The 17826-nt window shown below is 69.1% G+C and carries 17 protein-coding genes; 11 read left to right on the top strand and 6 right to left on the bottom strand.

The window, feature by feature from the left end; all coding sequences use genetic code 11:
• Positions 1–302: 302 nt before the first annotated feature.
• Complete coding sequence (locus IZR01_RS38680) at positions 303–2426, bottom strand: S9 family peptidase (protein ID WP_194926760.1); 2124 nt, start codon at positions 2424–2426, stop codon at positions 303–305.
• Between the two features lie 210 nt (positions 2427–2636).
• On the opposite strand from IZR01_RS38680, the gene IZR01_RS38675 reads away from it, so the two are divergent.
• The 3 genes from IZR01_RS38675 to IZR01_RS38665 all read left to right on the top strand — a co-directional run bounded on the left by IZR01_RS38675 (position 2637) and on the right by IZR01_RS38665 (position 6369).
• Positions 2637–4334 carry an NAD(P)/FAD-dependent oxidoreductase gene (locus IZR01_RS38675; RefSeq protein ID WP_194926759.1) on the top strand — a complete coding sequence of 566 codons (1698 nt, stop codon included), beginning with the start codon at positions 2637–2639 and terminating at the stop codon, positions 4332–4334.
• Positions 4331–5824: an ATP-binding protein gene (locus IZR01_RS53750; protein WP_194926758.1), complete on the top strand. Its 1494-nt coding sequence runs from the start codon at positions 4331–4333 to the stop codon at positions 5822–5824. Before IZR01_RS38675 ends, IZR01_RS53750 begins: the two co-directional genes overlap by 4 nt.
• An 83-nt stretch (positions 5825–5907) precedes the next feature.
• Entirely contained in the window at positions 5908–6369 is a 462-nt protein-coding gene (locus IZR01_RS38665; protein ID WP_194926757.1) for a hypothetical protein, read from the top strand.
• 38 nt (positions 6370–6407) lie between these two features.
• Here the strand turns inward: IZR01_RS38665 and IZR01_RS38660 are convergent, their stop codons facing one another.
• On the bottom strand, positions 6408–7298 hold the full coding sequence (locus IZR01_RS38660; RefSeq protein WP_194926756.1) for a LysR family transcriptional regulator: 891 nt from the start codon (positions 7296–7298) through the stop codon (positions 6408–6410).
• A 229-nt stretch (positions 7299–7527) separates the two neighbouring features.
• Between IZR01_RS38660 and IZR01_RS38655 the strand changes: the two genes are divergently transcribed.
• The 6 genes from IZR01_RS38655 (at position 7528) to IZR01_RS38630 (ending at position 12457) form a co-directional block, all read left to right on the top strand.
• Positions 7528–8769, top strand: a complete 1242-nt coding sequence (locus tag IZR01_RS38655) for an FAD-dependent oxidoreductase (protein WP_194926755.1) — start codon at positions 7528–7530, stop codon at positions 8767–8769.
• Between the two features lie 88 nt (positions 8770–8857).
• Entirely contained in the window at positions 8858–9325 is a 468-nt protein-coding gene (locus IZR01_RS38650; RefSeq protein ID WP_323747233.1) for a DUF4240 domain-containing protein, read from the top strand.
• 44 nt (positions 9326–9369) lie between these two features.
• Complete coding sequence (locus IZR01_RS38645; protein WP_194897126.1) at positions 9370–9729, top strand: 5-carboxymethyl-2-hydroxymuconate Delta-isomerase; 360 nt, start codon at positions 9370–9372, stop codon at positions 9727–9729.
• 131 nt (positions 9730–9860) lie between these two features.
• Entirely contained in the window at positions 9861–10055 is a 195-nt protein-coding gene (locus IZR01_RS38640; protein WP_194897127.1) for a hypothetical protein, read from the top strand.
• Positions 10056–10058: 3 nt separating this feature from the next.
• Positions 10059–11657, top strand: a complete 1599-nt coding sequence (locus IZR01_RS38635; RefSeq protein WP_194926754.1) for a molybdopterin-dependent oxidoreductase — start codon at positions 10059–10061, stop codon at positions 11655–11657.
• A gap of 107 nt (positions 11658–11764) precedes the next feature.
• The gene (locus tag IZR01_RS38630; RefSeq protein WP_194926753.1) at positions 11765–12457 is read left to right on the top strand and encodes an anti-sigma factor family protein; all 693 of its coding nucleotides are present in this window, start codon (positions 11765–11767) and stop codon (positions 12455–12457) included.
• Positions 12458–12502: 45 nt separating this feature from the next.
• Here IZR01_RS38630 and IZR01_RS38625 read toward each other — a convergent pair whose 3' ends face one another.
• Positions 12503–13666 carry an epoxide hydrolase family protein gene (locus IZR01_RS38625; protein ID WP_194926752.1) on the bottom strand — a complete coding sequence of 388 codons (1164 nt, stop codon included), beginning with the start codon at positions 13664–13666 and terminating at the stop codon, positions 12503–12505.
• Between the two features lie 184 nt (positions 13667–13850).
• On the opposite strand from IZR01_RS38625, the gene IZR01_RS38620 reads away from it, so the two are divergent.
• On the top strand, positions 13851–14468 hold the full coding sequence (locus tag IZR01_RS38620) for a TetR/AcrR family transcriptional regulator (RefSeq protein WP_194926751.1): 618 nt from the start codon (positions 13851–13853) through the stop codon (positions 14466–14468).
• On the opposite strand, the gene IZR01_RS38615 is transcribed toward IZR01_RS38620, so the two are convergent.
• Genes IZR01_RS38615 through IZR01_RS38605 form a run of 3 tightly spaced genes read right to left on the bottom strand, consistent with a single transcriptional unit; the run spans position 14462 to position 17276 of the window.
• Positions 14462–15010: a COG4315 family predicted lipoprotein gene (locus IZR01_RS38615; protein WP_194926750.1), complete on the bottom strand. Its 549-nt coding sequence runs from the start codon at positions 15008–15010 to the stop codon at positions 14462–14464. The two genes, IZR01_RS38620 and IZR01_RS38615, sit on opposite strands and share 7 nt — an antisense overlap.
• Before the next feature lie 21 nt (positions 15011–15031).
• On the bottom strand, positions 15032–16777 hold the full coding sequence (locus IZR01_RS38610) for an MDR family MFS transporter (protein WP_323747232.1): 1746 nt from the start codon (positions 16775–16777) through the stop codon (positions 15032–15034).
• The gene (locus tag IZR01_RS38605; protein ID WP_194897133.1) at positions 16770–17276 is read right to left on the bottom strand and encodes a MarR family winged helix-turn-helix transcriptional regulator; all 507 of its coding nucleotides are present in this window, start codon (positions 17274–17276) and stop codon (positions 16770–16772) included. The genes IZR01_RS38610 and IZR01_RS38605 overlap by 8 nt, the downstream gene beginning before the upstream one ends.
• Positions 17277–17622: 346 nt before the next feature.
• Here IZR01_RS38605 and IZR01_RS51515 point away from each other — a divergent pair.
• On the top strand, positions 17623–17826 hold a 204-nt coding region (locus IZR01_RS51515), incomplete at its 3' end, for a hypothetical protein (protein WP_228561090.1).

Raw genomic sequence — 17826 nt, 5'->3', positions numbered from 1 at the left:
CCATAACCGAAGGCCGTAAAAAGCTTCTAAAGCCCACAACCGAACCGCAACCCGGCCCGCAAACTCCCGCCCCCAAAAGAAACCCCGCAACGCCGACCGGCAACGGGTCCCGACCGGCAACGGGTCCCGACTGGCAACGGTCCCGACCGCGAACCGCGAACCGCCGACCGCCGCATCGCGAACTGCCAGGCAAAGGCCGCCCGATACGGCACCAGCGGCGCAGATCGCTCAACTCGACGGCTCCTCAACTCGACGGCTCCTCAACTCGACAGCTCCCCTACTCGACGGCTCCTCCAACTCGACTACTTCACACCAGAAGCCTTGTCGATCACCCAAGCGAGCGTGAAAGCCTCCTCCTGCCAGGCCGTATAGCGCCCCGAGCGGCCGCCATGCCCGGCGTCCATCTCGGTCTTGAGCAGGAAGTCCTGCTCGCCGCCGGCCTCGGCGCGCAGCCGGGCGATCCACTTGGCCGGCTCGTGGAAGCCGACGCGGGTGTCGTTGAGGCTGGTGAGGGCGAGGATTGCGGGGTGTTGGACGTTCGCGATGTTCTCGTAGGGGCTGTAGCCCTTCATGTAGGTGTAGATCTCGGGGTCTTCGACCGGGTTGCCCCACTCCTCCCACTCCATGACGGTCAGCGGTAGGTCGGGGTCCAGGATCGTGTTGAGGGCGTCGACGAAGGGGACTCCGGCGACGATCGCGCGGAAGTCGCCCGGTGCGATGTTGGCCACGGCGCCCATTAGTAGGCCGCCCGCGCTTGCGCCGCGTGCGACGAGGCGGTCCGGGGCGGTCCAGTGGTCGGCGACCAGTTGGCGGGCGCAGGCGACGAAGTCGGTGAAGGTGTTGCGCTTGTTGAGGAACTTGCCGTCTTCGTACCAGTGCCGGCCCATCTCGCCGCCGCCGCGGATGTGGGCGATGGCGAAGACGAAGCCGCGGTCGAGCAGGCTCAGTCGCGCGATGGAGAAGGACGGGTCGATGGAGATCTCGTAGGCGCCGTATCCATACAGGACGCAGGGATTCGAGCCGTCGGCGATGACGCCCTTCTTGTGGACGAGTGTCACCGGGACGCGCGCGCCGTCCTGCGCGGTTGCCCAGACCCGCTCCTGCTCGTAGTCGGCGGGGTCGTAGCCGCCGAGTACGGGCTGCTGCTTCAGCAGCGTCAGCTCGCCGGTCGTGACGTCGTAGTCGTAGACGCTGGAGGGCGTGACCATGGAGGTGTAGCCCAGGCGGTAGCGGGTGCTGTCGTAGTCAGGGTTCTGGCTCCCGCCGACGGTGCGGATCGGCTCCGGGAACTCGATCGGCTCGCCGTGGGCGGCCGGCGTTCCGCTGTCCGCGTCGATGCCGTGCACGGCCAGCCCGGTGAGTCCGTCGCGCCGGTAGCCGACGACGAGATGGCCGGCGAAGACGTCGACGGCGTCCAGCCGGGTGCCCTGCCGGTGCGGGACGAGCGGGGTCCACGCCGTGTGGTCGCCGAGGGCGGAGATGGGCGCGGTGGCGAGTTCGAAGTCTGTCTTCCCGTCGGCGTTGTGCAGGACCAGGAGCAGGTCCCGGGATGGATCGCCGGGGTGGCTCCAGTGGTCCACCGAGTACTCGACCCCGTCCCGGCGCGGTGCTGCGACCCGGAACGTCCCGGTCGGATCGGCGGAGTCCAGCAGCCGGACCTCGCTGGTGACCTGCGAGGAACAGGTGATCTCGATGAACCGTTCGCTGCGCAGCAGGCTGACGTCGACGAAGAACCGGTCGTCGTCCTCCTGGAAGACGACCTCGTCCTGCTCGGTCGGCGTCCCGAGCGCGTGCCGGTGCACGCGGTAGGGCCGCCAGGCGTCGTTGATCGTCGTGTAGAACAGCGTCGAACCGTCGCGGGACCAGGCGGTCGAGTAGTAGGTGTTGGCGACCTCGTCGGCGAGGTCGTCCCCGGTCGCCAGGTCGCGCACCTTGAGCGTGAACCGCTCGTCGCCCACGACGTCGACGGCGTAGGCCAGGAGCTTGCCGTCGGGGGAGACCTCGAAGGTGCCGAGGGCGAAGAACTCGTGCCCCTCGGCGAGCGCGTTGCCGTCCAGCAGCACGTCCTCGCCGGGCAGTGCGGAGCCGTCCTCGGGCAGCGCGGGCGGCGTCGGGCCGGAGGCGGCGACCCGGCAGGAGATCGAGTACTGGAGCCCTTCGACGCTGCGGGAGTAGTACCACCAGTCGCCCTTGCGGGTGGGCACGGACAGGTCCGTCTCCTTGGTCCGGGCCTTGATCTCCTGGAAGACCGTCTCGCGCAGATCGGCCAGACCGGCCGTCGTGGCCTCGGTGAAGGCGTTCTCGTCCTTGAGGTACGCCAGGACGTCGTCGTCCTCCCTGTCGATCAGCCAGGCATAGGGATCGTTGACGACGTCACCGTGGCGGGAACGCTCATGGTCACGGCGGGCTGCTACCGGCGGCTTCATGGGAGAAGTCTAGGTGGGGGTGAACTGCTATTCGGGGAAGGGCGGGTGCGGCCCCGGTGTGGGGCCGTGTGGGCTCGGTGTGGGACCGCCCCGGCCCGCCCCGAACGGCCGCCCCGCCTGGCGTCATCCGGCGCTAGGATTTATGTTCTGCGCTGAGGGCGCCCTCATGAGCGTGGGGGGATCGGCGAGGAAAGAGGTCCGGGGAGCGTTATGAGCGAGGCCGCCTCCGCACCCCGCGTCGTCATCCTGACGGTCGACGACGACCCGGGCGTATCCCGTGCCATCGCCCGAGATCTGCGTCGCCGGTACGGCGGCGACTACCGGATCGTGCGGGCCGAGTCCGGCGCCGCCGGGCTTGAGGCGTTGCAGGAGCTCAAGCTGCGCGGCGACCTGGTGTCGCTGCTGATCGCCGACCATCGGATGCCGGAGATGAACGGCGTCGAGTTCCTGGAACGCGCCATCGACATCTACCCTGCCGCGCGCAGCATCCTGCTGACCGCCTACGCGGACACCGAAGCGGCCATCGACGCGATCAACATCGTGGACCTGGACCACTACCTGCTCAAGCCGTGGGATCCGCCGGAAGTGAAGCTGTATCCGGTGGTCGACAGCCTGCTCGAAGGCTGGCTGGCGGAGGACCACCGCGCGGTGCTGGAGACCCGCGTCGTCGGCCATCGCTGGTCGGCGCGTTCCACCGAGGTGCGCGAGTTCCTGGCCCGCAACCAGGTCCCCTACCGCTGGTATGCCTCCGACGAGCCGGAGGGCCGGCGGCTGTTGCAGGCCGCCGGGCAGGATCCGGACGCGGTCGGCGCCGGCGAAGCGCGGCTGCCGCTGGTGATCGCGCCGGACGGCGGCATCCTGCTGGAGCCGGACGATCAGGAGCTCGCGGACCACGTCGGACTGCGGACGACGCCGGCCGGCGAGTTCTACGACCTCATCGTCGTCGGCGGCGGCCCCGCCGGCCTCAGCGCCTCGGTGTACGGGGCGTCCGAGGGGTTGCGCACGGTCCTGGTGGAACGGCTGGCGACCGGCGGACAGGCCGGTCAGAGCTCGCGGATCGAGAACTACCTCGGCTTCCCCAACGGCGTCTCCGGTGCCCAGCTGACCGGCCGGGCCCGCCGGCAGGCCGCCAAGTTCGGTGCCGAGATCCTGACCGCGCGCGAGGTCGCCGGACTGGAGATGTGCGGCTCCTCGCGGCTGGTGCGGTTCGCGGACGGCACGGCCATCGGCGCGCACACGGTCATCCTGGCGATGGGCGTGGAGTACCGGCGGCTGGCAGCGCCGGGCATCGACGAGCTCACCGGCAAGGGCGTGTCCTACGGCTCGTCGCTGTCCGAGGCGATGAACTGCGAGGGCCGGCACGTCTTCATCGTCGGCGGCGCGAACTCGGCCGGGCAGGCCGCGGTCTACCTCTCGCGCTTCGCCAAGTCGGTGACACTGGTCGTCCGGGCGGAATCGCTGGCGGCTTCCATGTCGTACTACCTGATCCAGCAGATCGAGCAGATCCCGACGATCGTGGTCCGGGCCCGGACCGAAGTCGTCCAGGCGCACGGTGAGGAACACCTGGAGCGGCTGACGCTCCGGGACTCGGAGAACGGCACCACCGAGGACGTCGACGCGCAGTGGCTGTTCGTGTTCATCGGGGCCGCCCCGACCACCGACTGGCTCGACGGCGTCGTGGACCGCGACTCGCGCGGGTTCGTGCTCACCGGCCCGGACATCGTCCCCGGGGGTGCGGCGATCAAGGGCTGGACGCTGGATCGCGTCCCCTATCTGCTGGAGACGAACGTGCCGGGGGTGTTCGCGATCGGCGACGTCCGCTCCGAATCCACCAAGCGCGTCGCCTCGGCCGTGGGGGAGGGCGCGATGGCGGTCATGCTCGTGCACCGGTACGTGGAGAAGCTGTGACCGCCGCGGAGCCGGTCCACGGTGAACCGCGGGTGTGCAGCGTGGACGAACTACGCACCCTGTTCCTGTTCGAGAAGCTGACCGGGGAACAGCTGAACTGGCTGTGCGAGCACGGCACGGTCGAGGCCTACGAGCCCGGCCGGGTGTACAGCGAAGGCGAAGACGCGCAGTGGTTCTACGTCCTGCTGGAGGGGACGGTCGTGCTGTCGCGCCGGGTCGGGGCCGACGACGTCGAAGTGACGCGGACCTCCCAGCGCGGCGTCTACAGCGGCGCGTTCCAGGCCTACCTCGGCGACCGTGTGCAACAGATCTACCGGAACTCGTTGTCGGTGACGGTTCCCTCGCGGTTCTTCGTCGTGTCCGCCGAACTGTTCTCCACGATGATGCACGAGTGGTTCCCCATGGCGGTGCACCTGCTGGAGGGCCTGTTCTTCGGCACCCAGATCCAGCAGCAGATCGTCGGCGGCCGGGAGCGGCTGCTCGCGCTCGGCGCCCTGTCAGCCGGGCTGACCCACGAGCTGAACAACCCGGCGGGCGCCGCCCTGCGGGCCGCCTCCACACTGCGCGAGACAGTGGCCGGCGTCCGGACCGATCTGGCCGCGCTCGCCGCACACGGGGATCGCGCACCGAGCCTGGACACGCTGGTCTCGCTGCTGAACCGGGCCACCGAGCTCGCGGCGCACAGGAAGACCTCCGCGCTCGGTCCCCTGGCGATCTCCGACCGCGAAGACGCGATGTCCGACTGGCTCGACGACCGGGGCGTGGAGAACGGCTGGCAGCTCGCCCCCACGTTCGTGCAGGGCGGTCTTGAGGCCGACGACCTGGAGCAGATCACCGGCGGCGTGGACGACAGTGTTCTGCCGGCCGTCCTGTCCTGGCTGGCCCGGACCCTGGAGACCGAAGGGCTGACGGCCGAGATCGAGGAAGCCACGCACCGGGTCTCGGACCTGGTCGGCGCGGCGAAGCAGTACTCGCAGCTCGACCGCGCCACCCAGCAGGAGGTCGACGTCCACGACCTGCTGGACAGCACCGTGACGATGCTCTCGTGCAAGATCCCCGACGACGTGCGCATCGTCAAGCACTACGGCACGGGCCTGCCCCGGATCCCCGCCTACCCGGCGGAGCTGAACCAGGTGTGGACCAACCTCATCGACAACGCCGTCGCGGCGATGGCCGACGGGGGAAGCGGAGGAAACGGCGGAAACGGGGGAACGCTGACGATCAGCACCGGCCTGGACCGCGACCACCTGGTCGTCGACTTCCAGGACACCGGCCCCGGCGTCCCCGACGAGATCAAGGACCGGATCTTCGAGCCCTTCTTCACCACCAAGCCCGTCGGCAAGGGAACCGGCCTCGGCCTGGACATCTCCTGGCGGATCGTCGTCAGCCGGCACCACGGCGACCTGAGCGTCGAGTCGAAGCCGGGGGACACGCGGTTCCGGGTCCGGCTGCCGGTGCGGTGGAATGGTGAGGGTGCGGGGTCAGGGTGAGGGGTGAGGCGGGGTCGGCTTCCCCCGACGATCGACCGGTTCCGCCCGCCAATGGATGGCGCGCCGAGCCGCTCGTCTTCAGCTTGCACGACTTCCTTCGCACCGGTTCGTTCGAGGACCTCCGGATCGGCCAGTCGAAGGAGCTGGTCCGCAGCCGAGTTCCCGAGCCGCTGGACTGGGCGTTGACCGGTGACGGCACCGAATCGGATCTTTGGTCGTATGGCCGGTTGGACCTGATCTTCGTGAACGGAAAGCTGTCGTCCATCTTCTGCGACAACCTCGGCGGATTCGGCGACGAGTCCGCCGAGGAAGACCACGTCACGGTCGATCCGTGGTTCCTCGCCGATCCGCTGCCGGGGATGGCCGAGGTCCGCGGGCGGCTCGCGGGCAGTGGGTTGGCGGTGCGCGAAGGCAGAGTCGCCGAGTACCTGCGGGCGTATCGACACGATCTGGTGATCGAGGGCAGCGAGGTCACGCTGATGTTTGAAGCGGACCGCCCCGGGGTGCCGTTGGTCGCGTTCTGGCTGGACCGCACGCCCGGGTAAGCCTTCCGTATAGATACGGCCGAGTCCCAGGCAAGCGCTCAGTGGGTGCCCTCCTCGCGGCTGTAGTCGATGACGACCTGCGCGACGTCACGCACTACCGAGCGCGTCTCGGTCGGCCAGGCGAGCCAGGTGAACAGTGGCACCTCTGGTTCGGTCAGTGGGCGCCAGGGCCATTGCGGCAGCAGGCGGCGTGCGGAGTGCTCGATGAGCAGGACCGCGTCCGCTTTCGCGGCTTCGGCGCAGGCTAAGGCATGTTCGGAGAACTGGGCGAAGTGCCAGCGCGGGACGGCGCCGGCGTCGTGGGCGGCGATGACCAGGCGGTCGCCGACGACCGGTACCTGGCCTCTGCCGTGGGCCAGGACGCGTAGGCCGTCGAGGTCGCCCAGTCGGCACGCTGGCTGGTCGGCCAGGTGGTGGCCGGGGCGGAGCGCGATGCCCAGGGGGGTGTCGAACAGGTGCCTGCCGTTCAGCTCGGCCGTGGGGTGTTCTCGGACGATGCCGAGGTCGAGACGGCCTTTGCGGAGCATGGCCAGTTGGTCCGCGCTGCTGGTCTCGGTGAAGGCCACCGCTGCGCGGGGGACTTGGGTTTCCAGTACGGCCAGGAGGCGAAGCAGCCAGTCGTCTGCGATCCCTTGCGGGATCCCCATGTGTACTGCCTCACCGGCCGGGTTGATCGCGCTGCGCACCATGCCGGTGGTGGCGTCGGCGAGCCGCAGCAACACCAGTGCATGGTGGTGCAGGGCCGCTCCGGCGTCGGTGACCTTCGTCCCGCTCGCGCCGCGGTCCAGCAGCTTGGCGCCGACTTCCCGTTCGAGTTGCCGGATCTGCCTGCTGAGCGAGGGCTGGGTGATGTGGAGCCGGTCGGCGGCTCGGGTGAGGGAGCCCTCGGTCACGACGGCCGCGAAGTACCTGAGATGACGCAGTTCCACCGGGATCCCCGCTTCAAGGTATGCCCTGGAGGCATGCCTACTCTGATTGATCGGCATTGGACAGCATGCTGCGAAGGCCGGTCTACTGGGCGCTTGAGCACGACTGATGCAGTCTTTCGGTCCATCGTGGCACGGTCGCGGTGCGCCGCGGCTCGCGGGCGGCTCCGTGCTTGATGCCTGGGGGGCAGAGCCCCGGCTCAGGGGATCGATTCACCGGAAGGGATGATCAGTGGTCGAGCATTACGACGTCATTGTCGCGGGCGGTGGATCGGCGGGCATCGCGGCGGCGATCGGTGCCCGACGGGCCGGTGCCCGCGTGCTGCTGATCGAGCGCGGCGCCTGCCTGGGCGGGGCGTCGACGCTTCGCGGCGTGGTGACGTACTGCGGCTTGTACACCCTGGATCTGGAGCAGGTGGTGTTCGGGGTCGCCGAGGAGATGCTGGTCGGGCTGCGCGAGCTCGGCGCTGTCACCGGGCCGCGCAAGCTCAGGGCGGTGGCGGTGGTGTTCGACCCCGAGGCGGTCAAGCGCGTCGCGGACGAACTGTGCGAGCGGGCTGGCGTGGAGGTGCTGCTCCACACCACCATTTACGGCGCCACCCGCAGTGGTGAGCAGATCACCGCCGTGCAGGTCACCGACCACTCTGGCGTGCACGAGTACATCGCCGAGACGTTCATCGACGCCACCGGCGAGGCCGACCTCGCCCACTTGGGGGGTGCGCAGGTGCGCTATGGCAACGACGGCAAGGTGCTCAACGGCACTCTGAGCGTCCGGTTCGGCGGCGTACCGGCCGACGCGCCGATCACCCGGGAGACGGTGTCCGCCGCGCTGCGTGCGGCCAAGGACGCCGGGATGCCCGGCCTGACCGGGACCACCGGACTGATCACGCGGATGCCGGTGTCCGGCGACCTGATCACCTACGTCGCCGATGAGGAGTACGACGCGCGCAGTGCCGCGGACACCAGCCGCGCCGAGCGCAGCGGCCGGATTCAAGCCCAAGCGTACCTCCAGGTCATCAGGACCCTGCCCGGCGGCGCCTCGGCCTACATCGTGAGCACCGGACCGGAACTGGGCACGCGCGAGTCGCGCCATCTGATCGGGCGCACCCAGCTGACCGAGAAGCAGGTGCTGCACCCCGGGCCGGTGAGCGACGCCGTGGCGATCGGCGCGTGGCCGATCGAGACCCACCCCGGCCCCGGGTTGCCGCTGGAATGGACCTACCTCGACGATCCCGGCTACTACGGCATCCCGCTGGACGTGCTGCGAAGCCGCGACACCCCGAACCTGTTCGCCGCCGGCCGCACCGTGGACGGCGATCGCGGCGCGGGCGCCTCGATGCGGGTGATGGGCACCGCTTTCGCGACCGGGCAGGCCGCCGGCGTGGCCGCGGCGCTCACCGCACTCGGCCTCGACGCCGAGACCGCCGCGGTCCGCGCCGAACTCAAGCGTCAGGACGCGTGGCTGCCGGACTGAGCGAGCACATGCCAGTCAGATAGCTGCTTCTTGAGCGAGGTGCCGGTGCGGCGGTGCCTGCGGAGTCTGCGGTGCCTAGGTGTCTGCGGTGTCTGCGGTGTCCGGCATCATGACGGTCGTGGATGAAGACAGCTTCTGGCAACTCATCGAGCAGTGCAGCCCCTCTGACCCCGACCCCGACCCCGACGCGGACCAGCTCGCGGAGGCGCTGACGGAAGCTCTGGCCGTCGGGCCGGTGTCCACGATCCGCGGCTTCGCCGAGCAGCTGGCGTGGGCTTTGTACCGGCTGGATCGCAGGGAATTCGGGAAAGACATGTCCGCTGACGCCTTTCTCTACACCCGCTGTGCTGTCGTCGCCGACGGCCGTGCCGTCTACGAGAGCGTGCTCGCGGACCCAACGCTGTTCGCCCCGTATGCGAACGGTCTGGTGTGGGCCGAAAGCCTGCTCTACGTGCCGGATGAGGCTCACTTGGAGCTGACCGGGCAGGAGTGGGACCGCAGCACGCGCTACGACTACGAGACGGGCTCCAACACGGACGGGTGGGCCGAGGGGTAGAAACGCGCGGCTGGCCTCCTCACTCGTACCAGATAATGAGCGGCATGCCGCAGATCACCGTTGATTACTCCGTAGCGCTCACCAGCGCCTTCGACCGCCGCGGGTTCGCGCTGGCCCTGCATCCCAGTGTGGCCGAGCTGATCGGCAGCGCCCTGCCAGATTTCAAAACCCGCTTTCGCCCGATCACCGAGGCGGTCATCGGCACCGGCGAGGACACCGAGGCGATGGTCCATGTGGACCTGGCGATCCTGCCCGGCCGTGACGCGGAGCTCAAGACCCGCTTGGGCGACCTGGCTCTGGCGCTGCTGTGCGACCACATTAAGCCGGGAACGGGGCTGAACACTCAGGTCACCGTGGAGGTCCGGGATATCGCGAGTTACCACAAACGGGTCCTGGCCTTGTAGGACGCTGCCTTAAGGACACGGCCTTGTAGGACTGCTGGCGAAAAGACGGCGCGGCAGGTGAACCCGGCGTCAGTCTGGAACGTGTCACCGTCAGACCCCTGGCCAGGTTTCACTCGTAGACGGAGCACCTGATGTGGATTCGCGGCGTTCTCGGCATCGTCCTGATCGTGATCGGAGGCGTGTGGACCGCTCAGGGCTCTGGAACGATGCACGGGTCGGCGATGACCGGTCATTCGCAGTACACCGGGCTGGGAGTGGTGGTGATCCTCATCGGGCTGGGTCTGGTCGGGTGGGCCTGGCGGCTGCGTAGTCGCGGACCGCGGTAGACGGTGGAAGCGCCGAAGGAGCCACAGGCCGAGGCCCGCAGTACGACGTGGCTGGTAGGCGGGTTCATCGGGCTGCTCGCCGCGGCTGTGGGCGTCGCAGTGGGCGAACTCGGTGCGGCGGTGTCCGTGGAGCTCGGGGCCAGCGCCCCGAACGCGCCGGTCGTCGCGGTCGGGCAGTGGGCTATCGACCTGACCCCGGCGTGGCTCAAGGAAGTGGCGATCCGCAACTTCGGCTCGCACGACAAGTCGGCACTGCTCACCGGGGTCTACATCACGATCGCCGTGGTCTCCGTACTCGCCGGAGTGCTGGCCCGCCGGTATCTGGCGGCGGCGACCGGGCTGGCGGCCGCCTTCGGACTGGTCGGCCTGATCGCGGCGCTCACCCGGCCGGTCGTCGGTTTCGGGGGATGGTTCCCCGCGTTGCTGGCCGGCGTGGCCACTGTCGTGGTGCTGCGTTCGCTCACCGTCTGGAGTCAGCGGGCGAGTGTCTTCGGCGCGGTCGGCGCGGTCGGCGCGGTTGGCCAGCGCGAGCCCGGCGACCGCCGCCGCTTCCTGCTGGCGTTGTTCGGTACCGGGGCGGGCGCGCTGGTCGGCGGCTTAGGCAGTCGGGCCTGGCTCGATTCCCGGTACAACGTCGCCCCGGCGCGCGCCGCCGTCGTCCTGCCCGAGGCGAGCGAGCCGCTGCCCGCGCTGCCCGCCTCGGTGCACCCGAACGTCCCCGATCTCGAACCATTCTTCACCCCGAACGCCCAGTTCTACCGGGTCGACACGGCGCTGACGGTCCCGCAGGTCGACCCGCGCAACTGGATGCTGCGCATCCACGGCCTGGTGGACCGGCCGTTCGAGGTGAGCTTCGCGGACCTGCTCAGGATGCCGCTGGAGGAGCACGATCTCACCCTGACCTGTGTGTCGAATACGATCGGCGGTCCCTATTGCGGGAACGCCCGCTGGCTGGGAGCGCCGCTGGCGCCGTTGCTGCGCCAGGCCGGGGTCCGGGCCGGGGCCGACCAGATCCTGTCCACGTCCTTCGACGGCATGACCATCGGCACCCCGGTGGAGGCGGTGCTCGACGGCCGCCAGGCGATGTTGGCGGTGGCGATGAACGGCCAGACGCTGCCGGTCGAGCACGGGTTCCCCTGCCGGATGCTGGTGCCGGGCCTGTACGGATACGTCTCGGCGACCAAGTGGGTCGTCGATCTCGAACTCACCACCTTCGCCAAAGACGCCGGTTTCTGGGTGGGGGAGGGCTGGTCGCAGCAGGCGCCGGTGAAGACCGCCTCCCGGATCGACGTCCCGGGCACCGGGGCGTCGCTGAAAGCCGGGACCATCGTGGTCGCCGGTGTCGCCTGGGCCACCCACCGCGGCGTCGCCGGGGTCGAGGTGCAGGTGGACAAGGGCCCGTGGGTGACCGCGGAGCTGGCGGCGTCCGACACGCCGGACACCTGGCGGCAGTGGTCTTACGCGTGGCCCGCGACGACGGGCCAGCACACCTTGACCGTGCGCTGCACCGACGGTACCGGGACGTTGCAGACGCCGGTGGTCCAGGACACGCTCCCGGACGGGGCGACCGGGTACCACTCGATCCAGGTCACCATCGGCTGATCGCGGGCTGATCGCGGGCTGACCTTGGGCTGGCCCCGAGCCGGAGATCGAACCGGAAGGCGTCTCCAACCGTGTCCATAGTGGAGTGGTTGGGAGGCGATCGGGCCGTGAACGCACGCTACGGGCGGGCGGCCGACAAACGGCGGCAAGAGCGCCACGCTCACGACGACCTGCGGCTCTCGCTCGGCGCGTACGTGCTCGGCGTGTTGGCCGAGCCCGAGTCGCGGCAGGTGCGTGAACACCTGGCCGGCTGTGCCCGGTGCCGTGCGGAGTACAGCGAACTGCTCCAGGTGCGGACGGTCCTGGACCGTGAGGTCGCGGCCGCAGTGCCCGGCCCCCGGCCGGCTCCCGCTCCGTTGCCAAGCCCCGCGGCCCGGCGGACTCACGAGGCGCCGACGCCCTGGCGCCGCCGCCTCGGTCTGGCCGCGGCCGGGGCGCTACTGGCCAGCACCGCCGGTCTCGGCGGTGCCCTGCTGGCCGGCGGCCATTCCGGCACACCGTCGGGTACCCGCACCGTCGCCGCCACCGGCCAGTACGGCCTGACCGCATCGATCCAGTTCCATCCCGCGGCGTGGGGCACCCAGGTGCGGGTGACGATGAGCAACGTCCCGCCCGACTACACCTGCACGCTGACCGCGGTCGGCAAGGACGGACACGGAGAAGTCGCGGCCAACTGGTCGTCCGGTCCGCGCGGCGGCACCGTGACGGTCCCCGGCGCCGTGGCGCTGCCGGCCGCCTCGATCGACCACTTCGAGGTGTCGATCCCGCCGGGGATCGACCTGGTCGTCCCGGCCGGATGACTCGACGTCGGTCGCGCGTCGGTCTCAGGCATCAGGGATCAGGGATCAGGACCGAAGGGTGCGCAGGCCGGTGCGGATTTCGCTGACCAGGATCTCGGGCTGTTCCAAGGCCGCGAAGTGCCCGCCCTTGTCGGCCTCGCCGTAGTGGATCAGGTTGCTGTAGGCGTCTTCGATCCAGCTTCGCGGCAGGCGCGGGATGTCCTTCGGGAAGACGGTCACCGCGACCGGGAGCGTCAGCTTCGGGCCGGCGAGAGTGGCCGACGCGTTCTCCCAGTAGATGCGGCCGGACGACGCCGCGCTGTTGGTGAACCAGTAGAGGGATATCGCGTCGAGCATGTCGTCCCTGCTCAGGACGTCCTCGGCGAGCCCGTGGTTGTCGGTCTTGGACTGGAACTTCTCGTAGATCCAGGCCGCCTGGCCTGCGGGAGAGTCCGCCAGGGCGAACCCGACCGTCTCCGGCTTCGTACGCTGAAGGTGGTTCGACCCGCCGAGATCGCCGGTGTAGAGGGCGAGGGTCTCCACGGCGTGGCGCTGCTCGGGCGTCAAGGTGTCGGGCATCTGTGCGGGAAAGGCGTACTGGGTGTTCAGATGAATGCCGAGAAGCCCCTCGGGCTGCATGGCCCCGAGGGCCGTGGTGACGACGGCACCCCAATCGCCGCCTTGCGCGGCCCATCTCGGATAGCCGAGGCGCTTCATCAGCTCCGCCCACGCGCTTGCGATGCGCGACACAGTCCACCCGGTCTGCGTGGGCTTCTGGGAGAACCCGAACCCGGGCAGCGACGGGATGACGACGTCGAAGGAATCGGCGGCGTCCCCTCCGAACGAAACCGGATCGGTCAGCGGGCCGATCAGCTTCAGGAACTCGACGATCGAGCCCGGCCATCCGTGCGTGAGGATCAGCGGCATCGCGTGGGGATTCTTGGACCTGACGTGGATGAAGTGGATGTCCAGTCCGTCGATCTCGGTCAGGAATTGGGGGTACTGATTGAGCTCGGACTCCAAGCGCCGCCAGTCGTAGCCGCGCTCCCAGTAGTCGACCAGAGCTCTGGCGCTCTCTACGCGGACCCCTTGCGACCAGTCGCCCACCGTTTCCGGATCCGGCCATCGGGTTCTGGCCAGTCGCTGCTGCACGTCGTCGATCTCCGAATCCGGGATCGAGACGGTGAACGGGCGGACGAGGGCCGAGGTCGGCGGCGTCGGTGCGGTCATTGCCTGCTTCTCTTTTCTTGAGCGGCGCATCTTGAGCGGCACATCGCTTCTTGAGCGGCAAACGGCAGAGCACGGCCGGCAGAGCACGGCCGGCAGAGCACGGCCGGCAGAGCACGGCGCGACTCTTCGTTGCACACTGCTGTGCAATCTACTTCACTGCACACCGGTGTGCAACAATGGTGCCGTGCCGACCGAGTCCTCCCGTGTGCGCTCGATGAACGAGACGCGCGATCGCATCCTCGACGTCGCCCTCGCTGTGCTGGGAGAGAACCCCGACGCCGGAATGGGCGATATCGCCTCCGCCGCCGGCGTCGTCCGCCGCACGGTCTACGGCCATTTCCCCTCGCGCCTGGACCTGGTTCGGACCCTCACGGAACGGGCCGTCACCGAGATGACGGCCGTGCTCACCGAGATCAACGCCTCCGACGCGGAAGCGGACGCGACGTGGGTCGAATTCATCGCCCGCGTCTGGCCGGTGGCGCACCGGTACCGGGTGCTGTTGGCGCTGCGCCGAGGCGAGTACGGCGAGGCGATCCACGGTCTGCTCGGGCCGGTCGATGAGCTCCTCGCCGACCTCGTGGAGCGGGGCCAGCACGGTGACGTGTTCGCCCAGCACCTGCCGGCGGGCATTCTGAGCCAGCTCGCCTACGGCGTCGTGTTCGCCATCGCGGACAGTGACCTGTCGAACGGGACCCGCGGCGCCCGGGCAGCGACTGTCACCAGCCTGCTGATGCTGGGAGTTCCCGAGGCGCGCGCGATCGCTCTCGTGGGCGACCAGCCCGACAGCGCTCCAGGTCAGTAACCGCCGCCGCCACCGGACGTGCTAGGCGCGGGAGTGGACGGCATGGTGGAGGGGCCGGTGGTGATGGCGTTGCCGTTGACGCCGAGCACGTACCAGGTGCCGCCGAAGGTCGCGACGCCCTCGCCGTTCACGTCGGTGGAGTTGGTGTCGCCGGCGTAGGTGTAGAGCGGGTGGCCGTTGTAGGTGACCTGGGTGGTGTGGTCGGTCCTGGCGGTCGTGCCGACCATGGAGGCGGTGACCCCGCTGCTGGTGGGCGTCCCGGTTGTGACGTCCGGGGCCCAGATCGCCGCGCAGGCGTTGTAACAGGTCGACTGATTGCCCTTGTCGGCCGTCAGCAGGTACAAAGTCCGGCCCGAGCTGTTGACGAGGATCTGGCCGAACTGCGAATTCTGTGTGTGCAGTGCGGACGAGGCCGCGGGGGCGCTGCTGGACGTTGAAGGCGGCGTGGACGCCTTGCTGCTGGAGCTGCCGGAACTGCTGCATCCGGCTGCCAGCGCCGCGGCGCCGAGCAGGCCTGCTGAAGCGATGATGAGACGGTTCATGAGGGACTTCTTCCGAGGGGATTACCGCTTCGCCTGATGCGATGCTGACAAACCATCGGCTGGTGAAGCGTCTTTCCCCTCAAAACGGCTCAGAGTGTCCATCGGTTCATGATCCGGGTCCTCGCCGTCCTCGCCGACGTAGGCCCGGTCGCGCAGCGGCAGCTCTTTGAGGAACCAGGTGAGTGCGAACGCGATCAGCGAGATCGGCACTCCGAGCAGGAAGACGACGTGCAGCGAGTCGTTGAAGGCCAGGACGAAGCCGTGCCGAACCGCGGACGGCAGCGCGTCGAGCTGGGCCGGGCTGGCTGTGATGTTGCTGCCGTGCACCTCGCCGAGGGCCGAGGCCGGGAGGTGTTTCGGGAGGTTCGCGGCCAGCCGGTTGTTGAAGACCGCGCCGAGGACGGCGACGCCGAAGGAGCCGCCGATCGTGCGGAAGAAGGTCGCCGAGGAGGTCGCCGTGCCCAGCTGGCTGCGCGGGACCGCGTTCTGCACGGCGACCACGAGGACCTGCATCACCAGGCCGATGCCGGCTCCGACGACGAACATGTAGAGCGAGGATGTCAGCAGACTGGTCGAAGGCGTCATCAGGGACAGCAGATAGATCCCGACGCTCATCACGGCGGTCCCGATGACCGGGAAGATCTTGTACCGGCCCCGCTTCGTCACGAGCCGGCCGCTGATGATGAAGGTGCACAGCATCCCGAGGATCAACGGCAGTAGTTGGAGCCCGGAACTGGTCGGGCTCGCGCCGTGCACCGTCTGTAGATACAGCGGGATGTAGATGATGACGCCGAACATCACGAACCCGATCAGGAAGCCGATCGCGTTGGAGACCGAGAACACCGAGATCCGGAACAGCCGCAGCGGGATGATCGGTTCGGTGGCGCGCCGCTCGGCCCCGATGAACACAGCGATGAGCACGACCGCGGCCGCTTCGAGGGCGAAGATCGTCGGGGAGGTCCATGAGTAGGTGGTGCCGCCCCAGGTGGTTATCAGGATCACGGCGGTGACCGCGCCGCCGAGCAGGCCCGCGCCGACGAAGTCGATGGCCCGCCGAGTACGGGTGACCGGCAGGTGGAGCACCACGGCGATCACCGCGAGCGCGACGACGCCGATCGGGAGGTTGATGTAGAACACCCACCGCCAGCTCAGGTGCTGGGTGAAGAATCCGCCGGCCAGCGGCCCGATCACGCTAGAGGCGCCGAAGACCGCGCCGAAGTAGCCCATGTAGCGGCCGCGCTGGCGCGGGCTGACGACGTCGCCGATGATCGCCTGCGCGCCGACCAGCAGGCCGCCGGCGCCGACGCCCTGCACGGCGCGGAACGCGATGAGCTCCAGGATGTCCTGGGACAGCCCGGACAGCGCCGACCCGACCAGGAAGATCACGATCGCGGCCTGGAACAGCTTCTTGCGCCCGTACAGGTCGCCGAGCTTGCCCCACAGCGGCGTGGAGATGGTCGAGGTGAGCAGGTACGCGGTCACCACCCAGGACAGGTGGTTCAGGCCGTGCAGGTCCCCGGCGATGGTCGGCAGCGCGGTCGCCACGATCGTCTGGTCGAGGGCGGCGAGGAACATGCCGAGCATCAGTGCGCTGAGAATGATCAGTATCCTGCGATGCTCCACCCGCCCGGCCTCATCCGCGGCCGCCGGCTCCCTGGCGTCGGATTGCTCAGCGGCATCGGGTTGCGCAGCGATGCCGGATTGCGTAGCGGCATCGGATTGTGCAGCGACGCCGGATTGCTTGGCGGCCTCGGATTGCTCAGCCACCGGATTCCTCCAGCTGGCGCCGCGCCGCATCCGCGAAGCCGCGCAGCAGCCGGGCGAGCTCGGCCCGGTCGGCCGCGGACCAGCCGGCCAACACGGCCTCCAGCCAGCCCCGGCGCGCGGCGAGGATCGCCTCGGTCGTGCCGCGTCCGGCCGGGGTCAGCCGAAGCTGGATCGCCCGGCCGTCGGCCTGGTCGGGGCCCCGCGCGAGCAGCCCCGCGCCCTCCAGCTGCCGCGCCTTCCGGCTGACCGCCGGGGCGTCGATGTGCAGCAGCTCGGCCAGCTCGGAGACCCGCAGGCTTCCGGGTTCGTCATACACCGCGTGCAGGAGCGCGGCCCCGGCCCGGTCGACCTCGACCCCGGCGCGGCGCAGCAGGTGTTCATGCAGCCGGGCCTGTTTGAGCTGGCGGAACAGTACCTGTAGCGCCGACTCGAGTTCGTCGATCGCGGCTTCGTGCCGCGGCGCGGGGTTGTCGGGCGGCATGCCGTCCCGAACATTCATACCCCTAATGTAACAATTTGCGTTCGGCAAGTATATAGTGCGGAATCGGGCGGATCACCCAAGTGCATCGCGAATGAGGCCTCTGAGAAGACCTGGAGGCGTTGGCGCGCCCGGCGGACGCCGGAGGCTCACCCCGCACCCGTTGCCAACAGCTGTAGATGCTGACCCAACTCCAGCTCACGATGAAGCCCCTCTCATTGCCGCTGGTCGCAATGTAGAGAACTGATTAGAGGACCGGTCCTCCAGCGGGGAGCTCTGGACGGGAGCTCTGGACGGGAGCTCTGGACGGGTGCCCCCGATCGGTGTATCAATGTACCGAGCATTTGATACAGGGGGATGACGAGCCGTGGGCAGCTTCCACATAACACCGATCGCCAGCGTGTTCTCGGTCCTGGCGCTCGTACCGGTCGGACTGGTTGTCTGGCTGCTGATCCGAGGCATCCGGTACCTGGCCGGTCGCCGCCTCGGGCACGACGGTCCCCGGGGCCGCCGTGAACCGGTCGTTCCGGGTGACGGGATCCCAGATGACGGGACCTGGTCTCTCGACGGC

Source organism: Catenulispora pinisilvae (assembly GCF_015356865.1).
Taxonomy (GTDB): domain Bacteria; phylum Actinomycetota; class Actinomycetes; order Streptomycetales; family Catenulisporaceae; genus Catenulispora; species Catenulispora pinisilvae.
This window is presented reverse-complemented; position numbering and strand designations above follow the sequence as displayed.